Annotated in this window: 24 protein-coding genes and 1 tRNA gene; 7 read left to right on the top strand and 18 right to left on the bottom strand. The window is 50.1% G+C overall.

The features are described 5' to 3' along the window. Positions 1 to 20: 20 nt before the first annotated feature. From hemW to LLG46_05980, 6 genes are all read right to left on the bottom strand, one after another. Positions 21 to 1,178, bottom strand: coding sequence for a radical SAM family heme chaperone HemW (gene hemW / locus LLG46_06005; GenBank protein ID MCE5322856.1), 1,158 nt, complete (start codon positions 1,176 to 1,178; stop codon positions 21 to 23). Beyond that, positions 1,178 to 2,119, bottom strand: a complete 942-nt coding sequence (locus LLG46_06000) for an FAD-dependent oxidoreductase (GenBank protein ID MCE5322855.1) — start codon at positions 2,117 to 2,119, stop codon at positions 1,178 to 1,180. Before LLG46_06000 ends, hemW begins: the two co-directional genes overlap by 1 nt. 9 nt (positions 2,120 to 2,128) lie before the next feature. Continuing rightward, a complete protein-coding gene (locus LLG46_05995) occupies positions 2,129 to 2,362 on the bottom strand; it encodes a glutathione S-transferase N-terminal domain-containing protein (GenBank protein MCE5322854.1) in 234 nt (77 codons plus the stop codon). 283 nt (positions 2,363 to 2,645) lie between these two features. Continuing rightward, a complete protein-coding gene (locus tag LLG46_05990) occupies positions 2,646 to 4,151 on the bottom strand; it encodes a hypothetical protein (protein MCE5322853.1) in 1,506 nt (501 codons plus the stop codon). A 2-nt stretch (positions 4,152 to 4,153) separates the two neighbouring features. Further along, positions 4,154 to 5,023, bottom strand: coding sequence for an ABC transporter permease (locus LLG46_05985; protein ID MCE5322852.1), 870 nt, complete (start codon positions 5,021 to 5,023; stop codon positions 4,154 to 4,156). After that, positions 5,020 to 5,946, bottom strand: a complete 927-nt coding sequence (locus LLG46_05980) for an ABC transporter ATP-binding protein (protein ID MCE5322851.1) — start codon at positions 5,944 to 5,946, stop codon at positions 5,020 to 5,022. Before LLG46_05980 ends, LLG46_05985 begins: the two co-directional genes overlap by 4 nt. A gap of 240 nt (positions 5,947 to 6,186) precedes the next feature. Between LLG46_05980 and LLG46_05975 the strand changes: the two genes are divergently transcribed. The 3 genes from LLG46_05975 (at position 6,187) to LLG46_05965 (ending at position 9,610) form a co-directional block, all read left to right on the top strand. Beyond that, on the top strand, positions 6,187 to 7,323 hold the full coding sequence (locus LLG46_05975) for a hypothetical protein (protein MCE5322850.1): 1,137 nt from the start codon (positions 6,187 to 6,189) through the stop codon (positions 7,321 to 7,323). Positions 7,324 to 7,471: 148 nt separating this feature from the next. Next, positions 7,472 to 7,547: transfer RNA gene (locus LLG46_05970), tRNA-Ala, on the top strand. A 116-nt stretch (positions 7,548 to 7,663) separates the two neighbouring features. Beyond that, the gene (locus tag LLG46_05965) at positions 7,664 to 9,610 is read left to right on the top strand and encodes a hypothetical protein (GenBank protein MCE5322849.1); all 1,947 of its coding nucleotides are present in this window, start codon (positions 7,664 to 7,666) and stop codon (positions 9,608 to 9,610) included. 152 nt (positions 9,611 to 9,762) lie between these two features. Here the strand turns inward: LLG46_05965 and LLG46_05960 are convergent, their stop codons facing one another. Both LLG46_05960 and LLG46_05955 read right to left on the bottom strand, forming a co-directional pair. Next, the gene (locus LLG46_05960) at positions 9,763 to 10,587 is read right to left on the bottom strand and encodes a nitroreductase family protein (protein MCE5322848.1); all 825 of its coding nucleotides are present in this window, start codon (positions 10,585 to 10,587) and stop codon (positions 9,763 to 9,765) included. 159 nt (positions 10,588 to 10,746) lie between these two features. Then, positions 10,747 to 11,283, bottom strand: coding sequence for a flavodoxin family protein (locus LLG46_05955; protein ID MCE5322847.1), 537 nt, complete (start codon positions 11,281 to 11,283; stop codon positions 10,747 to 10,749). A gap of 117 nt (positions 11,284 to 11,400) precedes the next feature. On the opposite strand from LLG46_05955, the gene LLG46_05950 reads away from it, so the two are divergent. After that, complete coding sequence (locus LLG46_05950; protein ID MCE5322846.1) at positions 11,401 to 11,733, top strand: helix-turn-helix transcriptional regulator; 333 nt, start codon at positions 11,401 to 11,403, stop codon at positions 11,731 to 11,733. On the opposite strand, the gene LLG46_05945 is transcribed toward LLG46_05950, so the two are convergent. Further along, entirely contained in the window at positions 11,703 to 12,488 is a 786-nt protein-coding gene (locus LLG46_05945; protein MCE5322845.1) for a hypothetical protein, read from the bottom strand. The two genes, LLG46_05950 and LLG46_05945, sit on opposite strands and share 31 nt — an antisense overlap. 463 nt (positions 12,489 to 12,951) lie before the next feature. Between LLG46_05945 and murA the strand changes: the two genes are divergently transcribed. The 3 genes from murA to LLG46_05930 all read left to right on the top strand — a co-directional run bounded on the left by murA (position 12,952) and on the right by LLG46_05930 (position 16,015). After that, positions 12,952 to 14,232, top strand: a complete 1,281-nt coding sequence (gene murA / locus LLG46_05940; protein MCE5322844.1) for a UDP-N-acetylglucosamine 1-carboxyvinyltransferase — start codon at positions 12,952 to 12,954, stop codon at positions 14,230 to 14,232. Then, on the top strand, positions 14,225 to 15,244 hold the full coding sequence (locus tag LLG46_05935) for a rod shape-determining protein (GenBank protein MCE5322843.1): 1,020 nt from the start codon (positions 14,225 to 14,227) through the stop codon (positions 15,242 to 15,244). Before murA ends, LLG46_05935 begins: the two co-directional genes overlap by 8 nt. A gap of 255 nt (positions 15,245 to 15,499) precedes the next feature. Further along, positions 15,500 to 16,015 (top strand): S-layer homology domain-containing protein, encoded by a 516-nt coding sequence (locus LLG46_05930; protein MCE5322842.1) that lies wholly within the window; start codon positions 15,500 to 15,502, stop codon positions 16,013 to 16,015. Here the strand turns inward: LLG46_05930 and LLG46_05925 are convergent. From LLG46_05925 to LLG46_05885, 9 genes are all read right to left on the bottom strand, one after another. Next, positions 16,012 to 17,142, bottom strand: a complete 1,131-nt coding sequence (locus LLG46_05925; GenBank protein MCE5322841.1) for a Gfo/Idh/MocA family oxidoreductase — start codon at positions 17,140 to 17,142, stop codon at positions 16,012 to 16,014. The two genes, LLG46_05930 and LLG46_05925, sit on opposite strands and share 4 nt — an antisense overlap. A 200-nt stretch (positions 17,143 to 17,342) precedes the next feature. Continuing rightward, positions 17,343 to 18,437, bottom strand: coding sequence for a peptidylprolyl isomerase (locus tag LLG46_05920; GenBank protein ID MCE5322840.1), 1,095 nt, complete (start codon positions 18,435 to 18,437; stop codon positions 17,343 to 17,345). Positions 18,438 to 18,576: 139 nt separating this feature from the next. Further along, positions 18,577 to 19,557: a CPBP family intramembrane metalloprotease gene (locus tag LLG46_05915; GenBank protein MCE5322839.1), complete on the bottom strand. Its 981-nt coding sequence runs from the start codon at positions 19,555 to 19,557 to the stop codon at positions 18,577 to 18,579. Then, positions 19,558 to 20,031: a DivIVA domain-containing protein gene (locus LLG46_05910; GenBank protein MCE5322838.1), complete on the bottom strand. Its 474-nt coding sequence runs from the start codon at positions 20,029 to 20,031 to the stop codon at positions 19,558 to 19,560. It lies immediately after the preceding gene. A 97-nt stretch (positions 20,032 to 20,128) separates the two neighbouring features. Next, positions 20,129 to 20,944 carry a pyrroline-5-carboxylate reductase gene (gene proC / locus LLG46_05905; GenBank protein MCE5322837.1) on the bottom strand — a complete coding sequence of 272 codons (816 nt, stop codon included), beginning with the start codon at positions 20,942 to 20,944 and terminating at the stop codon, positions 20,129 to 20,131. A gap of 111 nt (positions 20,945 to 21,055) precedes the next feature. Continuing rightward, entirely contained in the window at positions 21,056 to 21,505 is a 450-nt protein-coding gene (locus LLG46_05900; GenBank protein MCE5322836.1) for a cell division protein SepF, read from the bottom strand. Between the two features lie 107 nt (positions 21,506 to 21,612). After that, positions 21,613 to 22,287, bottom strand: a complete 675-nt coding sequence (locus LLG46_05895) for a YggS family pyridoxal phosphate-dependent enzyme (GenBank protein MCE5322835.1) — start codon at positions 22,285 to 22,287, stop codon at positions 21,613 to 21,615. Between the two features lie 285 nt (positions 22,288 to 22,572). Then, a complete protein-coding gene (gene pgeF / locus LLG46_05890) occupies positions 22,573 to 23,397 on the bottom strand; it encodes a peptidoglycan editing factor PgeF (protein MCE5322834.1) in 825 nt (274 codons plus the stop codon). A gap of 148 nt (positions 23,398 to 23,545) precedes the next feature. Next, the gene (locus tag LLG46_05885; protein MCE5322833.1) at positions 23,546 to 25,177 is read right to left on the bottom strand and encodes a radical SAM protein; all 1,632 of its coding nucleotides are present in this window, start codon (positions 25,175 to 25,177) and stop codon (positions 23,546 to 23,548) included. Between the last annotated feature and the right edge of the window lie 9 nt (positions 25,178 to 25,186).

Genomic DNA, 25,186 nt, shown 5'->3' with positions numbered 1-25,186 from the left:
GATCTGAAAGTATGAGAGTTTTAGTCTGGTGGAGTGATCAGTTCCGCAGAGACATAGTTGAGCAGCAGCAAGCCCTTGTGCGTTACTTTCAAAATACCTTTCGATAAATCCACAAACCCGCGTGACCGGAGAGACTCGATCTCATGGGCAAATTCTCCGCCTATATCGGTATAAGTTTGCTTACTTAACTTATTCATATCTATACCATCGATCATACGCAGACCGAGGATTAATGTCTCTGCAAAATGTGCCCTGCCGGTCAAACCCTCTGAAGAGGCAACAGCATCACCTCCCGACATTATCGAGGCTATATACTCATTCGGGTCCTTGATGCGGACTGCTCGCTCACCCGCAACATAACTGGTCGCACCAGCCCCGAACCCATAATACGACTCGTTACGCCAGTAGAATTGATTGTGGCGGCAGCGATAGCCCGGACGTGCAAAGTTGGAGACCTCATAGTGCTCATAGCCGGCCTCCTGCATCTTCGCTATTGCCGTCTCATACATAGCGATCTGATCGTCTTCTCCCAACGGCGATATCTCACCCTTGGCACAAAGCTCGCAAAATAGTGTCCCCTCCTCTATCGAAAGCTCATAAAGCGATATGTGCTCCGGCTCCAGTCCGATTGCGGCATCCAGTGTGTTTTCCCAATGAGTGAGCCTTTGCCCAGGCATTGCGAAAATCAGGTCTATGCTGATATTGTCGAACCCGGCTTTACGTGCGCAGTAATATGCGTCAACGGCCTGTTTCGAGCCATGAGCACGTCCGAGCATAGCCAGATAATCATCGTCAAAAGACTGGACGCCAAGGCTTAACCTGTTAAAGTTTAGCCAGTGTAGTTGCGCTAACTTTAACTCGTCTATAGTGCCTGGGTTGGCCTCTACGGTAACCTCGGCATTATCAGATATCCCGATGCTGCATGATATTGCAGACAGGATGTCGCCAAGTTGGCCTGTAGAAAGGACTGTCGGAGTGCCGCCGCCGATATATATCGTATCCAGCTTTTCCACTGATCCGTGCGGCCGCTCGATCTCGGTAATAAGCGCCCTGACATACTCGCCGTAGATTGAATCCATTCCGGGGTATGAGTTGAAGTCGCAGTAATGGCACTTGGAGAGGCAAAACGGTATGTGTATATATGCGGCTCTGGTGGGAGCCGGATGTCCAAAATGCATTAACTCTTCGCCCAGTCTGGAATGTTTGGCTGTCTGACAATGTATGAATATGCTCCGAGCGCAGCTTTCGCACCATCGCCCGCAGCAATTATTATTTGTTTTTCGGGCACCGTAGTAACGTCACCGCCGGCATATAATCCGGGAATACCGGTGTGTCCCGCGCAGTCTACGGGTATCTCGCCCGATCTGGTAAGCTCCACCAGACCCTTTATGAAGTCCGTGTTCGGCGTGAGACCCACTTCAACAAAAACACCGTCGAGAGTCAGTTCTCTGGTTATGTCGTGGGTCTGCACAGTCATTTTATTCACAAACGTATTGCCCACAATCTCCACAACCGACGTCTCAAGCAGAATTTCGACATTCTCGGCCTGCTGCACCTGATCGATCATGACTTCGTCGGCTCGGAGCTTGCCCGTTGATTCTATCACATAGACCTTGGGACATATCTTCATGAGCTGTACTGCTGCATCCAGGCCCGAATTTCCTCCCCCGACGACAGCCACCGTCTTATCCTGATACAGAGGGCCGTCACATGTGGCGCAATACGTTACACCTCTGCCTGTGAACTCCTTTTCACCGGGCACATCCAAAAGACGTGGTGATTTGCCTGTTGCCACAATGACTGCGCGTCCGAAGAATGCTCGCCCGTCCGCAGTATCCACCCTAAACCCGCCGTCGACCAGAGACAGCCTGGAGACTCTTGTGTATTCGAGACGGACATCGAACTGCTTCAGATGTTCCTCGAACTTTTGGACCAGTTCCGTGCCCGTAATATAGATATATCCCAGATAATTCTCGACGCATGAACTCCACATAGCCTGCCCGCCGATATTTTCTGTGATTATGAGTGTATCCAGCTGTTTGCGCGCCGCATAAACCCCAGCAGTCATACCGGCGGGACCGGCACCTAATATAATCAGTTCATAGTGACTCTTATCCACTTTGCGCCTCTATGCGCTTATGAGTTCATCCAGTTTTTGTCTGTTGAAGCCGATCACAACCTGTCCATCGACTTCGATCACGGGCACTCCAAGCTGCCCGGATTTCTGGACCATCAGGTTTCTTGCTTCCAGGTCCGTTGCGACATTGTATTCAGAAAACTGTATACCCTTTTCCGTTAAATAATCTTTTGCAAGCCTGCAATACGGGCATGTGGGCGTTGAATATACTGCTACGTTCTTCATGGTAAACCTCCACTATACTTTGCTTACTCATCGTATACCCGAGTTTGATGTTTTATAACCGACTTATTGAAGAGTTTTGCTGAGTTTGTTGATATTCCGCCACTCTGACCTTGAAACCACTGAAAAATTGCTATAATGACCGGATACGGATAATCTTACGCATCATATACGGAGAATCACAGAAATGCAAAAATAAAGGAGGCGCAGAAATATAACTTATTTCAACGCCTCTTATAATTTCGCTATCGTTACCTTTTGGCAGAGTTTTCAGCCAAGCTGATTGTTATGCCTCGCCTTTAGTCTGCACAGGCTTGCCGACGATTTCGTCCTGCGTCAGCATCCTCTCCCACTTCAGACAGTTGATACCCGGTATCATTTCCGTGTCGATCAACTTATCTCTGAATGCTTCACCCTTCCAACCGACACGATCCTGAACATAATCAGGACAGCCGGGCTGCTGAGGAGTAAGCCATACCGTCAGTTTGTATTTCTTGCCATGGAATGGATAAAACTCGTCATTCTTGCTCAAGTCGATCTTGTGTGAGAATGATCCGCCGGAAACAGCTATGTCATCCCATACTACGGTCTGGTCCGTGTCCAGCTTCCAGTCAAATGTCTTCAGCGCGGGCATTTTATAGCCATAGTCCTCAATCTTCCAGCGAACTCTACATCCGTCACGCCAGAGGACTTTACGGTCGGCAGACAATTTCTCATTATCCTCATACCAGTGCGTGAAAGGCTCGGAAGCCAGTCCTTTATACTCAGAAGAACTGATCAGGTTTACCTTTCCGGATATGACAAACACCTTCGGTGCAATCCTCTTAAAGTTCACCTGAAAATCAGTGTCCAGAGGCTTCAACGCATCACCAAAAGGCTGGCCGGAAGCCAGGCGGCGCTGATAATCTTTCTCGGCTGCCAGAGTTGCATTCTGCCATTGAGTGAGGGGTTTGGAACCCTTGTCGAGACGCATCGCGATATCAAGACCCTCTTTATATCTCTTCATATCGCCATAACGCCAACCCATGCGCATAAGCAGCAGAGAGAGATTGCGATCACATATATCCAATGAGACATTGTCTGCATAGGTGGTCGTCCGAGGGTTTTTCATCAGCCATTCGACGCGCTTCCTGGACTTATACCACTCGTCTATCGCCTTGTCGAACTCTCCAATTTTCTCATACTGGTGAGCAAGCATTCTGTCTACGAACTCAGGACGCGGCACCTTTCTGCCTGTATTGACATCGTAACCCTCATGCTTGGTTGCTTCATTGATATAGTAGGCAGCCTGCCGGTCATCACCGATCTTTCTGCCATAATGGGTCCAGCCAAGCTCGAAATAAAGGTCCCATATGTTCGGGTTGTTGGCTATGCCTTCCTTGAGCAGCGCAACCGACGCCGGTATATAACGCTTGTCAGACATCTGGTCATCATCGACAAAATTATAGTCCAGATGCCAGGCACCAGTGGTGAAAACATCGATGTTGTGCGGGTCGAGCCATGTCACAAGCCGCACGATCGGCACTATAGCCTGATACTGACCCATATGAAAGAACGTGTCGGCACGGACCCACAGCGCCCCTGCAACGACTTCCTTGAAACCCATCGCTGATGCAAATATGAACTGCCCCGGAAGCTGCACCATCAGGTCGCTGCTGTCATTGCCGGTCACCGACATCTCCTTCCGGCGCATTTTTACCTGCGTCGGATCGATCATGCTCTGCACAATGCCTATCGCAATGAAGACAAGCAGTGCCAGAGCTATCAGAAGTTTTCGTTTCCCTTCGCTCATGGCTAGACTTCCTTCTTCTCAAATATGATTACCGCAAGCATCATCATAAGCAAAGCGTAAAATATGCCGTATAGAGCAACCTGCCCCGTATAATGCATCACATTGGTAATATGAGCCTCGGGGTGCAAAAGGGTGTTGGTGACGTTGAACTTGTCAAAGTTCGGGATAATCATGTGTATCACCTTATAGAAACCCTTGAGAATGAAGTTGAGTGAGCTTCCCTTCGAGGCAAGCGTCTCGGTCAGCGAAGCCAAAACACCGATGATATACACGCCTAGACCCATGAAGAAGTTGACGGTGGGGGTCATGAACACCGAGAAGAGCAGCACGACGGCGCTAAGGACCATAAACTGCAGATAGATCATCACCACGCTCCAGACCATGTTGATATCGAACAACTGGACCTTTTCGATGCCTGAATCCAATGCCGATATGCCTGTGGTGGACGATGCGGCGGCCACGGATGCCCCATGCGCCTTAGCCATCACCACGCCTATGAAGACAATCCCCATAAATGCCACGCAGATCGCCAGAGTCAGCATCGCCCCAAGGAACTTACCTATGATGAATTCATATCGTTTGACGGGCTTTGCAAGAATGGTGTAGATCGTGCGGCGTTCTATTTCTTGTGGGATCAGAGATACGCACATCACAAGGCTGATAAGCCAACCGGCCATTGCCATAAGACCCATTCCGAAGCTCTTGACCAGCATAATGTCTGTTGACGAGCCTTCTCTGGTGGAGAACGAAAGAGTCTGCGAGAAGGAGAGCGATATAACGATAAGACCGATGGCGACCACCAGGAATATCTGAAGCACTTTCTTTCTCATTGCGTCGCCGACGGTTGCTTTTGCGATTGACCAGATAATCAATTGCGTCCCTCCCTTACTATCTCGACAAACAGATCTTCAAGAGTCTGTTTCTGCGGCACGACCGATACCAATGTCGATTTGCCACGTGCTGCATCCAACACTTCATGCACATTATCATCAGTGTCGGCATACACGCGCATAATCTCACCCTCGACCGAGACCCTCTCAGCCAGCGGCTTGACTGCCTCAGCCAACCCCTCTTTAGGCGAAGAAAGCGTGATGACTGTCCTGCCGATATTGAGCAGTTCCTGCATTGTGCCGAGTTTGACCAGCTTGCCGCGATTTATGATGGCGACCCTGTTGCAGACGCTCTCGATGTCTGAAAGTTGATGAGAACTGACGAAAACAGTCTTGCCCTGCTCTTTCAAAGCGAGGATGAGGTCTTGAATATCCTTGTGAGCAATCGGATCAAGGCCGGAGGTCGGTTCGTCGAAGATGAGGAGGTCGGGATTATTGATGAGCGCCTGCGCTATTCCGATCCTCTGAAGCATACCCTTGGAATATTGCCGAAGCGCCCTGCCGCCGTCCTTAGTCAAGCCGACCTGCTCCAAAAGCTCACCTATCCTGCGCTTACGGCTCGGCGCGTCCATTCTGAAGAGCTTGCAATAGAAATCGAGCACCTCGACTCCGGTCATGTGCTCATAAAAATATGGGCTTTCGGGCAGATAGCTGATACGCTTCTTTGCCTCGATATCGCCCGCCGGTTTACCCAGCACGCTCACTTTGCCCGACGTCGGGAACAACAGACCAAGCAGCATCTTGATGGTGGTGGTCTTTCCCGCTCCGTTGGGTCCGATAAAACCGAAAATTTCGCCCTGGTCTACCTGAAAGTTCAGATCGTCGACAGCAGTAAAGCTGTCTCCCAGGTGGCCTTTATAGGCCTTTTTCAGCCCCTGAACAACTATGGCTTCGGCCACTTTCATACCCCCATAACTCTGTGTAATAGCCCATAATCGCAATAATAATGGGCAGCACATCCGCGCCGCCCTGTTTGAGTATAATGGATGAGTAAGTCCGTGTCAATCCGACCCGGCAGCGCAGTCCGCCATGAGGTATACGTCCGTGTTCACCGATGAGTTCCAACACAAGAATGAAACGGAGGAAAATATCACGCCTGATCGAATACATTTTCAGGAGGCGCATATGAGAACACGCAATATGTCTTGTTGGATCACAGTGCTGCTGTTACAGGTGCACTTCCCAGTCCAAAACATATACAACTCTGGCACATCGAAAAACTCAGAGAGGCTGTTAAGTCTGGAGATGGAGTGCCATGCGTATTGTATGATTCCGCTAATGATAAGTTCAGCACATATTTTCACAGTGTAATATCTACCGAACCTGCCCCAGTGTGTATTCCAATCGACATCGGCTTCGAAAAGCCACAGATTGATCAGGCCAGAGGATACCTTGATAGCCAATTACAAAGACTCAGTCTTGATTGGGACATGCATGCTTTCTTCCACGAGACAACGGAGATCATGATTGTCATTGACACACCTTTGCAAGGATGCTTCAGGCGTTGGATATGCGACGGGACAGCCGACTATGTTGGAGCACTGTGTCTGGGTAAGTTCGTCAGCAAGCCTGCAATGGATGAATATTTCGCTAAATTGGCAAAATATGTAGAGCAATACACCCCGCTGCAAGACCAGGTCGATCTTTTGAGTTGGAGGGCTGTTGAATATGAAAAAGTGCTTCCCAACAAAATGAGCGGTGAACTTAATAACGCTCACTATACCTTTGCGACATACGAAATCAAGGAGTTGGCAAAACGACATGGCTCTGGTGTGATCGGCAAAATTTTCCAAGAAATAAGCAAGTCAAGAATCACAGGCGGGCATGATCTTACCGATGCGGTATCAAAAGTCACAGGTGAGGATTTTGCCGCACGGCTGGCTGCATATGGAGCAAAGAACAGCGATGAACTCAGGGGCATCGGCTTCATCAATTTCCAGCTTTTCTACAATGTAGAAGATAACGCTGTGCCGATTGAAGACGAGACAGAAGTGCCGTTTATTACCGATGGCGAACACGGCATTGCCGGAATTGTCTGTATTGACACGCTAGACTTCCCGCAGGAAGTAAAATGGGAGATGTCGGGTGCTTCAAATAAAAAATGGGTCGGCGGTAATGCGGAAAAGTCCAAGCATACGGAGGATGGATACGCACCTTACATCAAATATACAATGTCTGAACTGTTTTCATCCGGCAAGCTAAAGCCAGGAGAGAATACCCTGTCGCTCTATTTGCAGGGCGAACTAGTGAAGCAGGTCAAGTTCAAACTTGTTGCGCAGTAGTAGAGCACAACGGCGTATAATTCTTGGCTCAGCAGGAGCTTCGCCCTCCCAGCACCGAGCGTTGTTCGTTCCTGCAATACTGAACTGCTTCGACACCCATCCTATATTGACCGTCAATGTGCGCCGTGATATAATAAACACGCACAGTGGGGCTGTGGCTCAGTTGGGAGAGCGCTTCCCTCGCACGGAAGAGGCCGCGAGTTCGAATCTCGCCAGCTCCACCATCATTCTTCCCCCCAATAGACTGTTATGGCAGCTACAAGGTCGGCTATCGCAAGTTAACATTTTTTCACACATCCCCGTCTAACACAATAGAACACTAAAACAACCCCAGGAGAATATGTTGAAAAAAACTCCGTTTGCATTTCTGTTGTGTTTGCTGCTTACGTCCCTCTTGCCGGCATCATGTTCGCTGGCACAGATGACCGTCAATGACACTATTAGGAATGGTACTCAGTGCGTGTATGCAATTCCACAAGACGAGAAACAAGCCGATGCGCTTAGCTACATAAAGCGATCCGCAGACAGTATTTCGCCAGGACAGGAGCCGATCAATGCAGCGATGACAAGCGACTCAATGCTGAAAGAAAAGCTCAAGGGCGGTTTTGTCCTGTTCACAACCCTGGGCGAGGGGTCGAAACTATTTGAAGCCGCCATCCAGCCCCTCAATATGCAGATCGTGGGAGGCAGGCTGCATTGGAACGATCTGAACGTACATATCACCGACGACCTGCGCATCATGCTGGTGGGCAAAAATCCTTATGGCGATGGTTACTGCGTCGTGTTCGCCGCCGGCTCGAATGCATCGCTGATCGGCGTGAACAGTATTTGGGCATCGCGGAATTGCTCGTGCGCCATTGCACAGGGCGGAAAAGTATTGAAAGAAGTTAACTATAGCAGGCGTTTCATGCTCCCCAGAGACCGCATTCCGCAAGCTGAGGCGGCCGCCGATGCGCAGCAGTTCTTCTCGACTGTACAGCGGGTCCACCCCGATCCGTTGGCAAAAGTGAGTCTTGAGGACTACATCAAGCTGAAACAGCAGACTGTGGACGACATTGCCAATAAAGTCGGCAACGACGGCAAAATTGCTATGACTGACTTTGTCTGCATTCTTTACTACGCTGCTGCGTTCTTTCAGGACGGGCATACTTCGTTTCACTGGAGCCCGCCTGCGCCCACACCGGAAACCATACCGGTAAAACGGCTACCTCCATTCTTGCTCGACTACGATAATGGTCGCTTCACGGTTGCCGCCTCGAGCGATAAGAGCATAGAAGGGTTGGAGATCATCTCAGTGGATGGAAGACCGATACTAGAGTTCCTGCGCCCTGCTCTGGACCGCATATCGGGCGAGACCCTGGCATGGAAGGCTTCGCGCTTCACACGCAACTTTTTCTACTACTACTACTTTGACATGTGTGGCTCCGCAGAGTCGCTTACGCTGCGGCTTCGGGATGCGCAAGGCAAAGAGAGCGAGCGGAAGGTTGCGACGGTAAGTCTTGCCGAATTCCAGAGCCGCGATTGGAATCGCCACCCCAACAAGCTGCAAGAGCGGCGGAACCAGGGCACTCACGTCGAGTTTTTTGACTCGGGCAATATCGCGTATCTGGTGTACCCGTCTTTTCGCCTTGACGACGATGAGAAGAAAAAGATCGATGGCGCGTTCAGAGCAATCAAGGACAAGGGATCGCTAAATTTGATCATAGACATCCGCGGCAACGGGGGCGGTGCCTCAGCAATGGGAGATTTCCTCTTCAGCTACTTGTATCCGGGAAAATTTCATCAGTATTCAAAAGTGCGCACTAAGCTGAGCCGGGACGTTCGGTCGGACGCCGAGGTAGCCAGTTACAATGGCCTCCCCCAAGATGCTGATCTTGATGGCATGGTCATTACGCAAGAGATTGAGGAGCACTCTGCGCCCAAACCGGACGCATTCTTCTCGGGACGGGTTTTCTTGCTTGTGGACAACGGCACATTCTCGGGAGCTTCTTGCTTTGCGGCGATGTTCCGCGACTACAGTGTAGGAACGATACTGGGCTACGAGACTGGCGGGCTTCCAGTCACATTCGGGAATCTTTATATGTTCGAACTCAACAACAGCGGAATTGTGTGCGGGGTCTCTTTCAAACAATTCCTAAATGCAAAACCAAGGCAGGGCGATGACGAACATGGTGTTATTCCCGACATCGCAATGAATGACAAGTTACTGCTGCCATATCAAAAAGAAGATGACCCTGTGCTTACATTCACAATCGACCACATTAAGCATACACGGCGCAGGCAATAGCCCGCCTCGTGCATGCAATTCTTATCGTTGGGAGATGGCTTTCCGGCCTTTGGACTTAGAGAAAGAGGTAACGTTTCCTACACCAGTGTAGAAGCTGGGGGCCACACTCACATTTTAGCGATGTGAGTGCAGCCTTTCGTATGAACTCCTACTCAGAGAGTTATATACCTGACCCCGGCGGCATCTTCCTTTTGAGCGGTTCGAGCAAACTCAATCGCTGGCAACCCGAATAGTATGGCGTAATACTCATGATCATCCGGGATGCCAAGCAATGGTTTGGCCTCAGGAGCAATCAGCAGCGCGCGACGAAGAAGTCCCCACCACACAGTCCCAAGACCGGCGCTCTGTGCCAAAAGCTCGAAATATGCCAGGGCAAGCGCAATGTCCTCACGAGGGCAAGGCGCATCCTGTGGAGCCGATACTATTAAGGCATGCGGAGCTGTGCGAAACAGCATCTTGGCCACGGCTTCACGCGGCATTTCCATAATCTGCAGCAGGAATGGATTCTCTGATGTGTGATTTGCACCGGCATTCATCAATGCATCCACAAGTGTGTCACTGAACTTGCGCATCGTGTCCTTGTCGTCAATCACATTGAACGTCAACTCCTGCGCGTTGCATCCTGTGGGCACATGCGCCAGAGACTTCAGCAGCTTATCGATCAGAGCTTTGTCTACGTTTTCGTCCTTGTAATTACGTATGCTCCGCCTGCTTCGCACAAAATGATCCATCTGCTTGAAGCTCGGCATATCTATACTCGATATCATTTGACTGTCCACAGGGTCCCTACCCAGCACTGAGACAGCGCCTGTTGGGCATACAGCCAGACAGTGCTGGCACTTCAGGCAAAACGGCTGTTTTTCAGTTGGAATAGTCGGAAAACCGCTTTCATCCTGCATTATGATAAACGAAGGGCAATCACTTATGCACAAGCCGCATTTTGTGCAAAGTGATGCATCTACTTTGAAACGGCACATGTTATTCCCCTTTTGTAAATAGAATCCGTCGGCAACTCGCAGTTCAGTGTTATGACTCGGCGGGAGCCTCGCCCTCCCGGCAAGCTCATTATTGTAAGAAATAAGCTGAGCCGAAAATTTCCGAATAACTGAAGGCTGTCGGCAGTCAACGGATATAATCTATGATACAAGTTTCTTGCCCGCCTGCTTTATGCGTTCCAAAAGCTCCGGCTGCTTGCTTACACAATCAGGCTGATTGGCATCCGCGGCAATTATCATGTCTTTGACGGACAGTCCGATCAGGCCTGTCTTTTTCAGAGATTCCACAAACGTATCAGGATTATCATTACCCTGGCTTATGAGCACGAGTGCAGGCTTGTTGATTTTAGCCGTAAAGTCGAGGTTCATATAACAATATAGCCTGTCAATAAACAGCCTAGCCTGTGCGCAATATTGCCACATATACACCGGCGCGCCTATCACCACGCCGTCCGCGTCGGCCAGTTCTTTGTAGATGAGCTGCATGTCGTCCTGAACAGCGCAGCCGTCGTGAGTCTTGCAGTACATGCATGCTTGGCAGCCTTTGATGTTCATATCGTTTATCACAAAAGCCTTCGTCTCTGCTCCCAATTCGGTCGCACCCGCAAGCGCAGATGTGACCATAGTATCCGAATTCGCGCCCCTGCGCGGACTGCACATGACCCCTATTATCTTCATTGAAATGCCTCCCATGTTGTGATAGCATAATGTAAGTAACTGAAGTATAGTTGATTACTATAGGTTTGAATAGTATGTACTAATATGTGCTATACGTACTAATAGGAAACTGTCACAATGGATGTTTGTAAAGAACCAACCTGCCCTATAACAGAAACTCTCGCCATTATCGGAGGCAAGTGGAAACCAATCATAATATGGCAGTTAAAAGAGAGCTGCCTGCGGTTTGGAGAACTCCAGAGAAGGATACCGAACGTATCTCAAAAAATGCTGACGCAACAGCTACGTGAGCTTGAGTCAGACGGAATCGTTCATCGAAAAGTATACCCGGTCATACCACCCAAGGTTGAGTATTCGCTAACCGAGTCCGGTAGAACGCTGCTGCCTATTTTGAAAGAGATGGCAAGGTGGGGTAAAGCTCATGTCGGTATCTGGCACCCAGAGCAATAGTAACTTGTCCGCCCAGATATTTTCAGTTTCTCTATCTTACTGCCGCATTTGGGACAGTTTGCGCCTTCTGTTCTTCTGTGAACAATCCACGAACCAGGAAATGCCCTGGAGTCGGCACCGTGGTCTATTGCGATCCTAAGCACATGCTTCATCTTGTGAAAGAGCCTGTCCAGGGTCATGTCGTCTAGCTCATTGGCTCTTGTCATAGGATGCACGACAGCTTGGAAGAGCATCTCATCACTGTAAATATTGCCAACACCCGCAATTTTGCCCTGGTCCATCAGTACGGATTTGATGGAAGCTGCGCTTGCTCTGATAATCGTCTTGAACCGTTCTTTATCGATTGCAAGTGCATCCGGCCCGAGTCGATTTTTAATGATATAGACATCTACATCATCAGTCAGGTCTATTCTGCCCAGCTTTCTGATGGATGTATATGAGAGACGACTGCCGTTTGCAAAGCAAATTCGCATACGAGAATAGCCGGGTTCATCTTCTTCATTTCTCAGATATTGCACATTGCCTGTCATTCCGAAGTGCATTACTAAAACTGGTTCGCAATCTGTAACCAGAAACACCAATTTCCCATGGCGATTGCAGCGCTCAAAACTACATCCATTTAGGGCTCTTTTTATTGTAGGCTCGTCAACTCTCAGCAGACGGGTACGCTCCACATTCACATCAACGATTTTCTGGTGGAGTGATGTGCTTTCAATATACTCTCGCAGCATCTCAACATCTGGCAGCTCGGGCAATATCTCTATCCGCCTTCATATGAATGTATGAGATTTACCCTTACGCCCTCATACGTATGCATCAGGCTGTCGGGGTTTTGAGCTTATTGTGTAGGGGTATAAAAATAATGAATGATGTCAGACCTACCCTGGTTTACGATCATGGTTCTCGCTTACGACCTGACCGGTTCAGCCGGTTCGGCAAGAGACGCGAGTAAAACCCAAGGACGTAGGCCGGGGCAGTATTTTGTACGGTGTATACCTTTGGCTGGCTGTGTGCGTTATTATTAACAGCTTTCAAATGTGACTGCCTTCCTTGACATATGCTCGCTCATATTAGTATACTTGAGCAAGAAGAATGTCGGCAGGCCATTAGCCCGGATTATGCACTTTCCGCATAATCCGGATCTCGGAGAGCATTATTCACGAGAATCGTGAATAATGCGGGCTAGAAGGTATGCATTCCGACAGGAGGTCTTATAATTTGGGCAAACTCTTGTTGACCGGCGGCGCACGTCTGAGCGGAACAATCGTTTCCAGCGGCAGCAAGAACGGAACACTTGCTATCATGGCGGGTGCACTTTTAGCCAAGGGTGAGACGGTTTTACATAATGTTCCATCCATCGGCGATGTAAATACCATGATGGACATGCTCCGAGCGCTGGGCGTCAAATGTGAATCAGAACCTAATGGGCTTGTCCGCATTGACGCAACTAATATTGAAGCCACTGAGGCCCCGTATGAACTCGTAAAGAGAATGAGGGCTTCTTTTTGTGTACTCGGCCCAATGCTTGCGCGTAAGGGTTACGCGAAAGTGGCAATGCCGGGCGGGTGCGATATAGGTGCAAGGCCGATTGATTTTCATGTTAAGGGTATACAGGCACTTGGAGCCTATGTAAATATCGATCATGGTTTCGTGGAAGCTGAGTGCGAAATACTTAGAGGAACACAGGTCTACCTAAACTTCCCAAGCGCAGGCGCCACACAGCATATAATGACGACCGCATCTCTGGCAGATGGCGTGACCACAATCCATAACGCGGCCGCTGAACCAGAGATCACACAGCTTGCATCATTCCTGACCAAAATGGGAGCTAAAATCGACGGTGCCGGCACATCGACCGTGCGGATCGAAGGCGTAAAGGAACTGTGTGGAGTCGATTTTGAAATGCCCCCGGACCGCATGGAAGCAGGAACATTCGCCGTGGCTGCAGTCGTAACTAGGGGTGATGTGCGCATCGAACGCGTCAGTGAGGAAATGGTGGAGCCATTCGTGCTCAAATTGCGCGAAGTCGGGGCAGTGGTGGATATCTCGGACAATACAATGCGCGTACGCGCTAATGCAAGACCGATGGCCACAGACATTATGACCATGCCCCACCCCGGATTTCCAACTGATCTTCAACAGCCGTTTGCCGCGATGCTCTCGATTGGCGAAGGCACTTCAGTGATAACTGAAAACGTGTATGAGCGCCGGTTCAGGTATGTGAACGAACTCATCAGGATGGGAGCCGATATAAAGCAGGAAGGCAGAACAGCCGTCATCAATGGTGTGCCCAAGCTCACCGGCGCCCAGACCACTGCCTATGACCTGAGAGCCGGCGCTGCACTTGTATGCGCCGCGCTGGCTGCTGAAGGACAAAGTGAAATCAGTGGTATTGAGCATATCGAACGCGGGTATGAATGTATGGTCGAAAAACTGCGCAGCATTGGTGCGCAGGTGAGCAATCATAACGAACAAGAGAAAGAGACTGTCTGTGTTTAATCTGGTTCCTGAACTCGGCATCGACCTTGGGACTGCCAATATTCTGGTCTACTTGAAAGGCAAAGGCATTGTGCTGCGCGAGCCTTCTGTCGTCGCCATGAATACCACAAGCCAATCACTTGTGGCTGTCGGCGAAGAGGCCAGGATGATGATAGGCCGTACACCCGAAAATGTAGTGGCCATCAGACCTATGTGTGATGGTGTCATTGCCGATTACTCTACCACACATAAAATGCTTGAATACCTCATATCCAAAGTATGTGGTAGGAAGCGTATGCTCAAGCCCAGGATTATTATTGCCGTGCCGTCGCAAATCACTGCTGTCGAGAAGAGAGCAGTCGTCCAGGCCGCAAAAAGCGCAGGAGCAAGCCAGGCTTACCCAATTGAAGAACCGCTTGCAGCCGCCATAGGTGCAGGCTTGCCCATTGCAACCGCGGGTGGAAATATAGTTGTCGATATAGGCGGCGGAACAACAGATATTGCAGTTATATCATTGAGCGGCAGAGTCCTGTCTAAGTCGATACGCATCGGCGGGAACAAGATGGACGAAGTAATAGCTCGGCACATCAAGACAAAATACTCCCTGATGATCGGTGAGCGCACTGCCGAAGAGATCAAGACAAAGATTGGAAGCGCATTTCCGATGGAACAAGAGTTGGTTCTTGAAGTGCGGGGACGTGATCTGATCGCCGGACTGCCGAAAACAATCGAAGTGACATCTGCCGAGATCAGAGAAGCCTTAAATGAGCCTATCAGCGCTATCATTGAACGTGTTAAGAGCGTTCTCGAACAGACACCGCCCGAACTCAGCTCAGACATTATAGAACGTGGTATGATGCTCACAGGCGGCTGTGCGCTGCTCAGAGGACTCGATAAGCTGCTTGCGGCGCAGACAGGTATTCCGATCCATGTGGCCGAAGACCCGCTGTCTTGTGTGGCACTGGGATGCGGAAGAGCGCTGGATCAGATGGACATCATCCGAGATAAGTTTATCGAGACAGGGTTTGAATAAAATACCGCAATCTGAAATTGCGGAAATTCTGTTTCGGACGCGATCAGATATCGCGTTCGAACGTTGAAACAGGGTTTGAATAAGAAGTCAAAAAGTTGGAAAGTCAGAAAGTTGGAGTCGTCCTGCTTTTTGGCTTTTTTTGTTTATGGTCTGACCTAGCGCGCATTATTCACGAGAAACATGGATGATGCGCAGCCCGGACCCGAAATATGCTCGACGAGCATAATTCGGGCTAGCATTACCAAGGAGCAAACTATGAGGCTTGTGACTCTATTTCTGGCAAGTATCGCACTTCTGAGTGTCCCATGCTGGGCGGATGAAGCACATCCTGCCCTCCAACCGTCAACCGGCAACATTCAACCGACAACTGTTTTCAAAGATGTGCCGGGTGACCACTGGGCAAATGATGCAGTGGATATGATGGCACAAAACGACATTATGCACGGCTACCCTGATGACACTTTCAAGGGCGATAGACACGTCACCAGGTACGAGCTTTGTGTGGCGCTTGCAAATATGATTCAGTTCATTCAGTCGAGCCAAAAGCCAATTATAAACAGCAAGGACAAAGATTCAAATTCTTCTCAGACGAGCAACTGGGCAACAACATCAGTCGGTCTACTTAAAAATTGTGGTTTCCTGCCACAGGACTCGCCATTGCTCAAAGACGGCAATAAAGAAGTGACTTGCCTCGAACTTGGTGACGCGCTTGCACAGGTGTCGGCAAAACTCATAGAACTCAGAGTTCCGCCGACAAGCACGCCGGATTAATTCTCGACTATCATCCACTGCTCGGTCTCAGCCGACTTCTCCACAGCTTCGAGCACGGCTTGGCATTTCAGACCATCATAGAAGTTGGGTGTCGGGCATTTGTGCTCGGCGATTCCGTTCATCAGGTTATAGACCTGGTGCACGAAGAGATGCTGCCAGCCGATTATATGCCCGCTCGGCCACCAGCCTCTGATATAAGGATGGTCGGCCTCAGTGACCAGAATAGTCTTCCAGCCCTGATATTTCGGCTTGTCGCTCAGGTCGAAATACTCTAGTTCGTTCAAGCGCTCAAGATTGAACCTGATGCTGCCTTTGCTGCCGTTGATCTCAAACTGGTTACCGTTGCGGTGACCTCCGGCAAAGCGGGACGCCTCGAATGTACCGACCGCGCCGTTCGCAAACTTCGCCAAAAACATGGTGGCGTCATCGACAGTTACCTCGCCCATCTTGCCCGGCTCATCCGGCACAGGACGATTCTTGATAAATGTCTTCATAAGACCACATACAGAGTCGAATTCACCACACAGATATCGCGCCAAGTCTATTATATGAGCGCTCAGGTCGCCATGTGCACCCGAGCCTGATTTATCTTTCTGCAGGCGCCAGACGAGAGGAAAATTCGGGTCCATGATCCAATCCTGCAGATATACCGCCCTGAAGTGATACGGCGTGCCGATCATTCCTTCATCTATCATTTGCCTGGCCAGAGCAACAGCGGGCACACGGCGATAGTTGAAGTCTATCATGTGGATCACGCCGGCCTTCTCGACCGCATCCACCATCTGTCTGCACTCCGCCACATTCATAGCCATCGGCTTCTCGCAAAATATGTGTTTGCCGTTTTGCGCCGCGGCTATGGCGATCTCTTTATGTGTGTCATTGCCCGTGGATATATCGACCAGGTCAATGTCTTTTGACGTGACCACATGCTCGTAATCACAACTCCAGCGCTCCCAGCCATAACGAAGTGCAGCTTCTTTAACGGCCTGCTCGCCAATACCGCATATCTCTTTCATAACGGGCACTGCCTTCACATCAGGAAAGGCAAATGCGCAGTCGCGATAACCAACACTGTGCGCCTTGCCCATAAAAGCATATCCCACTATACCGACATTTACCTTATCCACAGCCAATCAAGCCTCCAAGCACATATTCACTAGCCTGCAATATTCACGAGAAGCGTGAATAATGCTATCGGAGCCCTGTATTATGCGGGAAGCGCATAATACAGGCTAAAAGATATTTTCCTGTAACCACCAGCATATGTCAAGAGCCGTGGAGATAATCTCCACGGCTCTTTTATTCTAATCGAACAACTCGTTCTTATTTACTGTGCAGGTACCGGCGGAGGCGGAGGAGTCTCAATGTTCTCCCCACTCTCTTCGGCAGGAGCAGGCTTTTCTAGAGGCGGATTTGTCGACCTGGGGGCCACTTTTGCAGCTGGTCGCTTCGGCTTTGCCTGTGGAGCTACCTGAGGCTTGGGCTTCATGCTGTCAGGAGCGATCTTGTTGACGATCTTTGTTTCGCCCAAAATCTTCTGATACCAACTCCCCAACTCCATAGGAGTCTTGTTCTCAATAATCATCTTCTTGAGTTCTTGCTTCTCAGCATCTGTAGCATCCTTGCCGAGCTTGATAAGTTTGATGATATGATAGCCATAGAATGTCTTAACAGGCTCACTGATTTCGCCCGGTTTCATTGCAAATGCGGTCTTCTCGAAATCAGGGACCATACGTCCACGCGTAAACCAATCCAGATAACCACCATGCTTAACACCATCGCGGCTGTTTGCAGGATCATCGGAATATTCATCGGCAAGCTTTGCAAAATCTTCGCCGGCTTTCGCCTTTGCATAAATTTCATCAGCTTTGGCTTTGGCTATCTCTTCAGCCTTTGTCTTGTCTTTTTCATCCGACGGGAATCTGACTAAAATATGCTGAGCCTTGGCATATTCCGCATACTCGGCATCCGTGACCGTTATAGTCTTTGCAACAATCTTCTCAGCAAGAAAAGAAAGCTTGCGCATAGCCAAAAACTGCTGGCGAGTCTGGCCGGACTGAGCCAGAATATAGTCCAGGTTAGGAGCGCCGCTCTTTTTGATCAGCTCATCGATCTTTACCTTCATTTCAGCCGGTGATATCGTCACGCCAGCCTTATTTGCAGCCTGCCACACCATTTTCTGGTTTATCAAAAACTGGAGATGGTTTGGCGCACTCCATGACCACAGCATCTTTGTCAACTCGCCCTTGGTAATCGGCGCACCGTTCACAGTTGCCAGTACGGTGTCGTTCGGCATTGCCCCATATTTCGCAAGCGCCGCATCAGTGTCGAATGGCTTCGCCGCATCGGCAGCAAAAACCATGGTCGTGGCCGACGCTAATATAACCAGCGCCATTGCCACAATCAGCATCCTATTACGCATTTATATAGCTCCTTTCAATACTTTTCGATTACGTGATAATACTACAAACAAGTTCAGTCGGTCAATGACCTTATACCACCCCCTACGGAATCCACCTATACTATAACGAACTCAACACACAGCTAGTTCCAAAATTTTGTCAATAAAGCAATCGCATCAGGATTATTGCAGACCCGTTGTGAATCGCATGAGCTATCATCGAGGGCATGAGAGAGCCGGTTCGTTCGCGCACAAGCGCAAAGGCTGCCCCTAAAACAAATATCGGCAGAAAATACTCAGGAAGTGGATGGCCGAACGCAAAAATAGCCGCAGAAAATGCCGCCGCACCCCACACGCGCATCCAACTCCTCAGCATTCCATACAATACTCCACGAAAGAAGACTTCCTCAACCAAAGGGGCAACCAGCGCACCCAATATCAGAATAATAGCAAATGATCCGCCACCACCACCTGTAAAGTAGGGGACAAGCGGATGCTCGGGCGTCTTTATTCCACGAAATACAGTGTTATCCAGCAGTTGACTGATATATGCAGCTACGCCAAAAAACGGTAGAACCGCAATATACGTCCCCAGCCCCCACTTGAACGCATCTTTCAAAGGCAGCGGCTTGAGGCCAATCGCCACAAATACATTGTCGTCACAGCCGGTCATTTTTGCCAGCGCACTCAGCCCGAGAGCACAGGCTGCGAGGATCGCCAGAGCATGCAAGGCCAGGAATATCAGATTTCCAGTCTCACCTGACGAGTCAAGGCCACTGATCGATACGCATGCCGAGGCAATGCTCTCAAGCACAAAACTCCCGATCAGATACACAAGAAAAACACGGATCAATAAGGACGAAGAAACATTGTGCGGCTGGGCATTTTTGAGTGAATTGTAATTATTGATAAAAAAAGAAATGGCCAGCACAATGCCGAAAAACGCGCATGTGACAAACAGAGCACCCACATATATAAGGATCTTCTGGGAATGCGGTTTTAGTTGAGCCTGCGAGCCGCCATGGGTGCCGACGCTTATGTCTGCGATTTGAATACCAATCAGGCATGCAGCAATTATTACCAGCACAAGGATAATGCCCCATCGCTTACTCGTGCTTGCTTCTGCCTGGTCGGAACTCAATCAAGCGACCTCGCTCTTAGCTTGTTCACCCGACTTTCGTCTGTCGAGCCATTCGAGATATGAAGTGAGCATCCCCCTAAGCTCGGACTCGAACCTGTCACGGGTCGCCTGGATCAGTTCGACATCTGCTCTATACTTCTCCGCTTCCTTCTGAGCCTCCACAGTCATCTGGACACGAGATTGCTCAGCCTCTTTAAGGATCAGCTCAGCCTGCTTATGAGCACTGCTGCGGACCTCATCCGCGCTCTTTTGCGCAACAGTGAGCGCATCAGTCATAGCAGACTCGATCTTGCGGATGCGCTCCACTTCTTCCTGAAGCGTGTCCAGCCTGCGTGCAAGCTCATTTTTATCCTTAAGCGCTTCCTCAAGAGCCTGCCTGACCGAGCAGACAAACTCATCCACCTGAGCCTTGTTATAGCCCTTGAACGCGGTCTTGAACTCTGTATGTAATATGTCTACTGGTGTGATTGACATAATGTTTCTCCTATCGGTCGTCGGTCATTGGTCTCCGATGGTCGAGGGGATTCTTACCCCTGGCCTATCTCCGCGGGCATTCCTGCCCACAAAAGGCTTATGCCAACTCCTCGGAACGCTTTGTAGCGGCCTTCACGGCTTCCATAAGAGCAGTTCTGAAGCCGTTCTTGTCCAGAGCGTCCATCCCTGCTATCGTGGTCCCGCCTGGGCTTGTCACCTGATCCTTGAGTTTCATCGGGTGCTCACCCGACTCAAGCACCATCTTGGCCGAACCGAAAACGGTCTGTGCAGACAACTGCAGCGCAATGTTTCTCGGCAGCCCTACTCTCACTCCTGCATCGGCCATAGCCTCTATCATCACATAGACATATGCCGGACCGCTCCCGCTCAGGCCGGTAACCGCATCAAGCATCTTCTCAGGCACTTCAAATGCAATCCCGACCGCATCAAACAATCTCTTTGCAAGAGCCACATTCTCATCACCGGCAAAACGCCCTCTGGCAAAGCCAATAGCGCCCGCGCCGATCAGGCATGGGGTATTGGGCATAGTCCGCACCACGGCAGTACCCCTGGGCATCTCAGACTCGATAGACTCCAACCTGACACCGGCGGCTATGGAGATAATAAGCTGGCCGTCTTTGACTGCTTTTGCCAGTTCCGGCAGTGTTTCCAAGAGTACACCCGGCTTCAAGGCGAACAGCACAATGTCGGCGTCGGCAATGGCTGCGGAGATATCTGTAGTGGTATTGACTCCCCACTCGCCGGAGACATAATCCAGCCGGGTTTTGCTGATATCGGCCATCGTCACATCATTGGGCGAAAACAGCCCAGCCGATATGACTCCTTTCGCAAATGCGCCACCCATTGCTCCCGCGCCTATTATTGCCAGTTTTCCGATCCTCTCCGATGCCATTACAATTCTCCTAAAGTGAAAAGCAACATCCTCCGGGCTTTCCACTTTCCACTATCAGCTTTCCACTCAAAATAAAACAGGGACCCGGCGATTTCCCGAGTCCCATCACTGCTAATTATCGTGGAACGGACTTTGGACCTTCTTGCTCGGTCCACCGTTCTCGACTTCAATCACATAGTTGCTGGGAGTAAACAGATATACCTTTTCCCCAACCCTCTCGATATAGCCGTCCAGAGCATAGATAACACCGCTCAGGAAATCGATCACTCTCGCGCATACCTCGGGTGAGGCCTTTTCCATATTGACGATCTGTTGGTGACCCTCTTTGAGGCCGTCAGCCGCCTGCTGCGCATTCTCAAACGATTGCACGGACAACCACACCGAAACCCGGTTTATCCGTGAGGAGTGAACTCTGACCATAGTGGCTTTGCGCCTTCCGTCCGGCTCGTCCACATACTCCAGTTCGTCCTCGTCGTATTCACCCCAACCGATCTTGTCTTTAATTCGACCCCACAGCCCTCTCGGCTGTTCGTCAAAATCTTCTTGCGGAGCTGTTCTCACTACAGTAACCCTCCCATTCTGGTTTTTATACCAGCCAGGTCGGGTGCTGGGCGTCACTCCTATCCGTGACTGAATTCAATTGTGTTATTACTTCTTATTGGACCGCTCTATGCTCTCGGACCGAATATGGCCGTGCCGATACGCACCATGTTCGAGCCTTCCTCGACCGCAATCTCAAAGTCATGCGTCATTCCCATCGAGAGATAGAGACGCTGCTCATCCGGCAGCTTATCCCAAGCCTGTTTCAGCTTTCTAAAATATGGCCTAGTGCCCTCCGCGTCTGGCAAAAATGGAGCCATCCCCATCAGACCACAAAGCCGTATTCCGGTTATCTCAGCAATTCTTTCTGCCAGCCTCAGCGCTTCATCCGGTTCGACACCGAACTTGGACTCTTCGCCGGATATATTGACCTCGATCAACACATCTATGATTCGCCCAATCGCCTCAGCTCTTCGACCAATCTCTTTTGCCAGCGCCTCATTATCGACGCTGTGGATCAGGTCTGCAAACTCGACCACATGACGGGCCTTGTTTCTCTGCAGGTGGCCTATCATATGCCACTTCGCAACTTTGCCGAGAGTGCTAAACTTTTCTTCTGATTCTTGGACATAGTTTTCACCTATGTCCGTTGCACCGCACTCTACGGCCTGCCTGATCTCATCAATACTCCGGGTCTTGGTCACGACCACCAGAGTAACATCACTTCCACTTCGACCAGCCCTTCTCGCCGCACTGTCTATGCGGTCTCTGACCAGTCGAAGATTGTTTTCAATAAGAGACATGTTTCGCCATTACGAACTGCTGTCTTCAAGTAATCACATGATTACCAGGAACCAGACATTTACTTGTTGAATAGTATTACATTTAATTCCTGCTATGTCAAGTAAAAAATTGTATAAAATTTGCGTGTCTATCTTTTACTTGCCCAGTAGTACTGGATGCACCCCTCACTAATGTAAGCAAGCCTGTGTCATTCCCGCGAAAGCGGGAACCCAGACTCCTAGCGTTAGTCGTAATGCAAGTTACTGGATTCCCAGTCAAGCTGGGAATGACATGTGAGTTCCACCTTAACCGAGCAGGCTCATCCAGCCACCCATCCGGCCTGTTTTGCCGTCTCGGCGATAGCTATAGAAATCTTCCGAGTTGCATGATGTGCATTCCTGGCTGATTGCTATGTTCGCAGCAGGCACACCAGATCGCCTCAGAAGTATAAAATTCGCGTTCTTGAGGTCGACAAACCACTTATCGGTCGAGGATTGAGAGAGAATGCGGTCGTCGTGCGGAAACGCCTTGAAAATTTCTTCAGCCACATCTTTGCCCACAACAAAGCAGTTTCTTCCGATCGATGGGGAAATAGCCGCTTGTATATCACCTGCCTGCGTGCCGTATTCATATTCCATTGCCTTGACTGCCTCGGTCACTATATTCGCCGCAGTGCCCCTCCATCCCGCATGAACCACACCAATCGCCCTGTTTTCAGGGTCGAGCAGGAATATGCACACACAGTCGGCAAAGTGAAGCGCCAGAGGCAGGTCCGGGACATTTGTGATAAGCGCATCGGCATCGGCTATCGCGCTCGAGTGGTCCAGAGCACCGGCGCCAGCATCTGTCTCAGTCACAACCTTTACAATATTCGAGTGTATCTGGTTCGGCACTACTATTTTCTCCGGGTTGAGACCCAGCACACCGGCAAACGCCCGTCTATTGGCCAGCACGGCCTCCGGGTCATCATCGACAGTCAGACCCAGGTTCAGCGTGTTGTAAGGCTCATGGCTGACACCGCCTATTCGCGTGCTGAAACCATGAGAGACCAAACGCGACGTGTGCAGGTTCCATGCGCGATAATACCACAAGCCGTTCTCTTCTACTCTATACCAGTTCGGAAGCCGCATCCACCCATTACCTTTACTACAATTACTACAATAATCAATACAAAATACCAAATACTAAATCAGATAGCGCCCTCACTCCAACCCTCTCCCCCAGGAGAGGGAGCAGATCGGCGTGCCTAAGACAATAATCAATACAATATACTAATTACTAAATCTTGCTGCATGCGCCGCATAATTTGCATGTGCCAACATCACACTGAGCCGTTATTTGCTCACCTAGAGCTTTCTGATATTCATTCCACAGATAATCCCTGCTCAGGCGGTTATCTATATTATTCTCCCATGGCAGCTTTTCGTCAAAAGTCCGATCCGTGTAGATATACTCAACAATATCGATGCCGGTCTCACGCAGTGCTGCCGGATAGTCACCATCGTTGGCCAATGCCGCTTCAAGCACAGCGCCCATTCGTCTGTCACCTCGCGCAAGATATCCCTGTATTGTCGCCAGCCTCGGGCTTTCACCACTGAAACTCGCTCCCTTGATCGACGATATTCCGGCTCTGAGCATCGCGTATCTCTTTTTGAGCACACTCTCGCATTCCATTGCATGCCACTGAAACGGTGTCCATGGCTTAGGCACGAAACTGCTTGCCGAGACCTGAAAATTGACAGTCGAAAACTCATTTGCAAGCCGGCTGACCAAGTCTATGATTGCGCTGATATCTTCATTCGTCTCTGTGGGCAGGCCGATCATGAAGTAAAGCTTCACACGGTTGATACCCGCCGCATAAGCCGACGATACGGCGGAAAATATCTGACCGTCAGTCGCGTTTTTGTTTATCACACGGCGCAGTTTGGCACTGCCGGCTTCCGGCGCGATTGTGAGTGTTCTTTGACCCGATGCCGCCATAAGTGAGGCAATCTCATCTGTCACAGTCTCAAGTCTGATGGAAGATGTGCTGAATTGCCCGTCGGAGGCCACTATCGACTCGCATATCCCCATGGCGTCGGGATGATCGAAGACAGCCGCTCCCACAAGGCCGACCTTATCGAAGCCTCTGCACTCATTACGAATATCTCTCTGACGGGGAGGACGAGTGATATGTCCCGCCACGCAAAACCTGCACTTCCTGCCGCAGCCCCTGGCAATCTCGACAAGCTCGGTGTCGCCGAACCCGGCCTCGTCGGTGCGTATGACAGACGCACACGGGTGTGAGTTCAAATCCATTGCAATCTGCCGCACAGCTCTATTGCCTAAAGACGGCACATAAACCCCAGCAACCGTCGCAAGCTCTTGCAACATGTCACTGCGAGGCTTATCCCGTCCACGCTCCAACACGTCGACCAGATCGGACAGAACATTCTCAGCGTCGCCTATCACGAATGCATCGATGAAGTCCGCAAGAGGTTCGGGGTTAAACGTGGCGCATGGTCCACCAGCAATTATTACCGGATCATAGTCATCACGGTCAGCGCACTTAATGGGAAGATTCGACAGCTTGAGAATTCTGAGGATGTTGAGACAGTCCATCTCGAATGAGATCGAAAAACCGACCACATCGAACTCAGAAAGCGGCGAGAGGCTCTCCAGAGTTAACAGCTCTGTTTTTGTCCGTACATACTCTTTGAGGTCGACCTTATCCGGCAAAAACACACGTTCACAAGAGGCATTGGGCAGTTCGTTTATCATCCGATAGACGAGCTGATAGCCAAGCGATGCCATCGCCACACGATATTCATTCGGGAAAGCCAGAGCAAACCTGACAGCGGCGGCTCTGTCGATGGTCAGCCCACCCTTTTCACGCGCCAGCCTTGCCTTGGCCATTTCGTATAAATCCATATATACATG

It is taken from the genome of bacterium, assembly GCA_021371935.1.
Taxonomy (GTDB): domain Bacteria; phylum Armatimonadota; class UBA5829; order UBA5829; family UBA5829; genus UBA5829.
The sequence above is the reverse complement of the archived record's forward strand: the minus strand, read 5'-3'. Positions and strand labels throughout refer to the sequence as shown.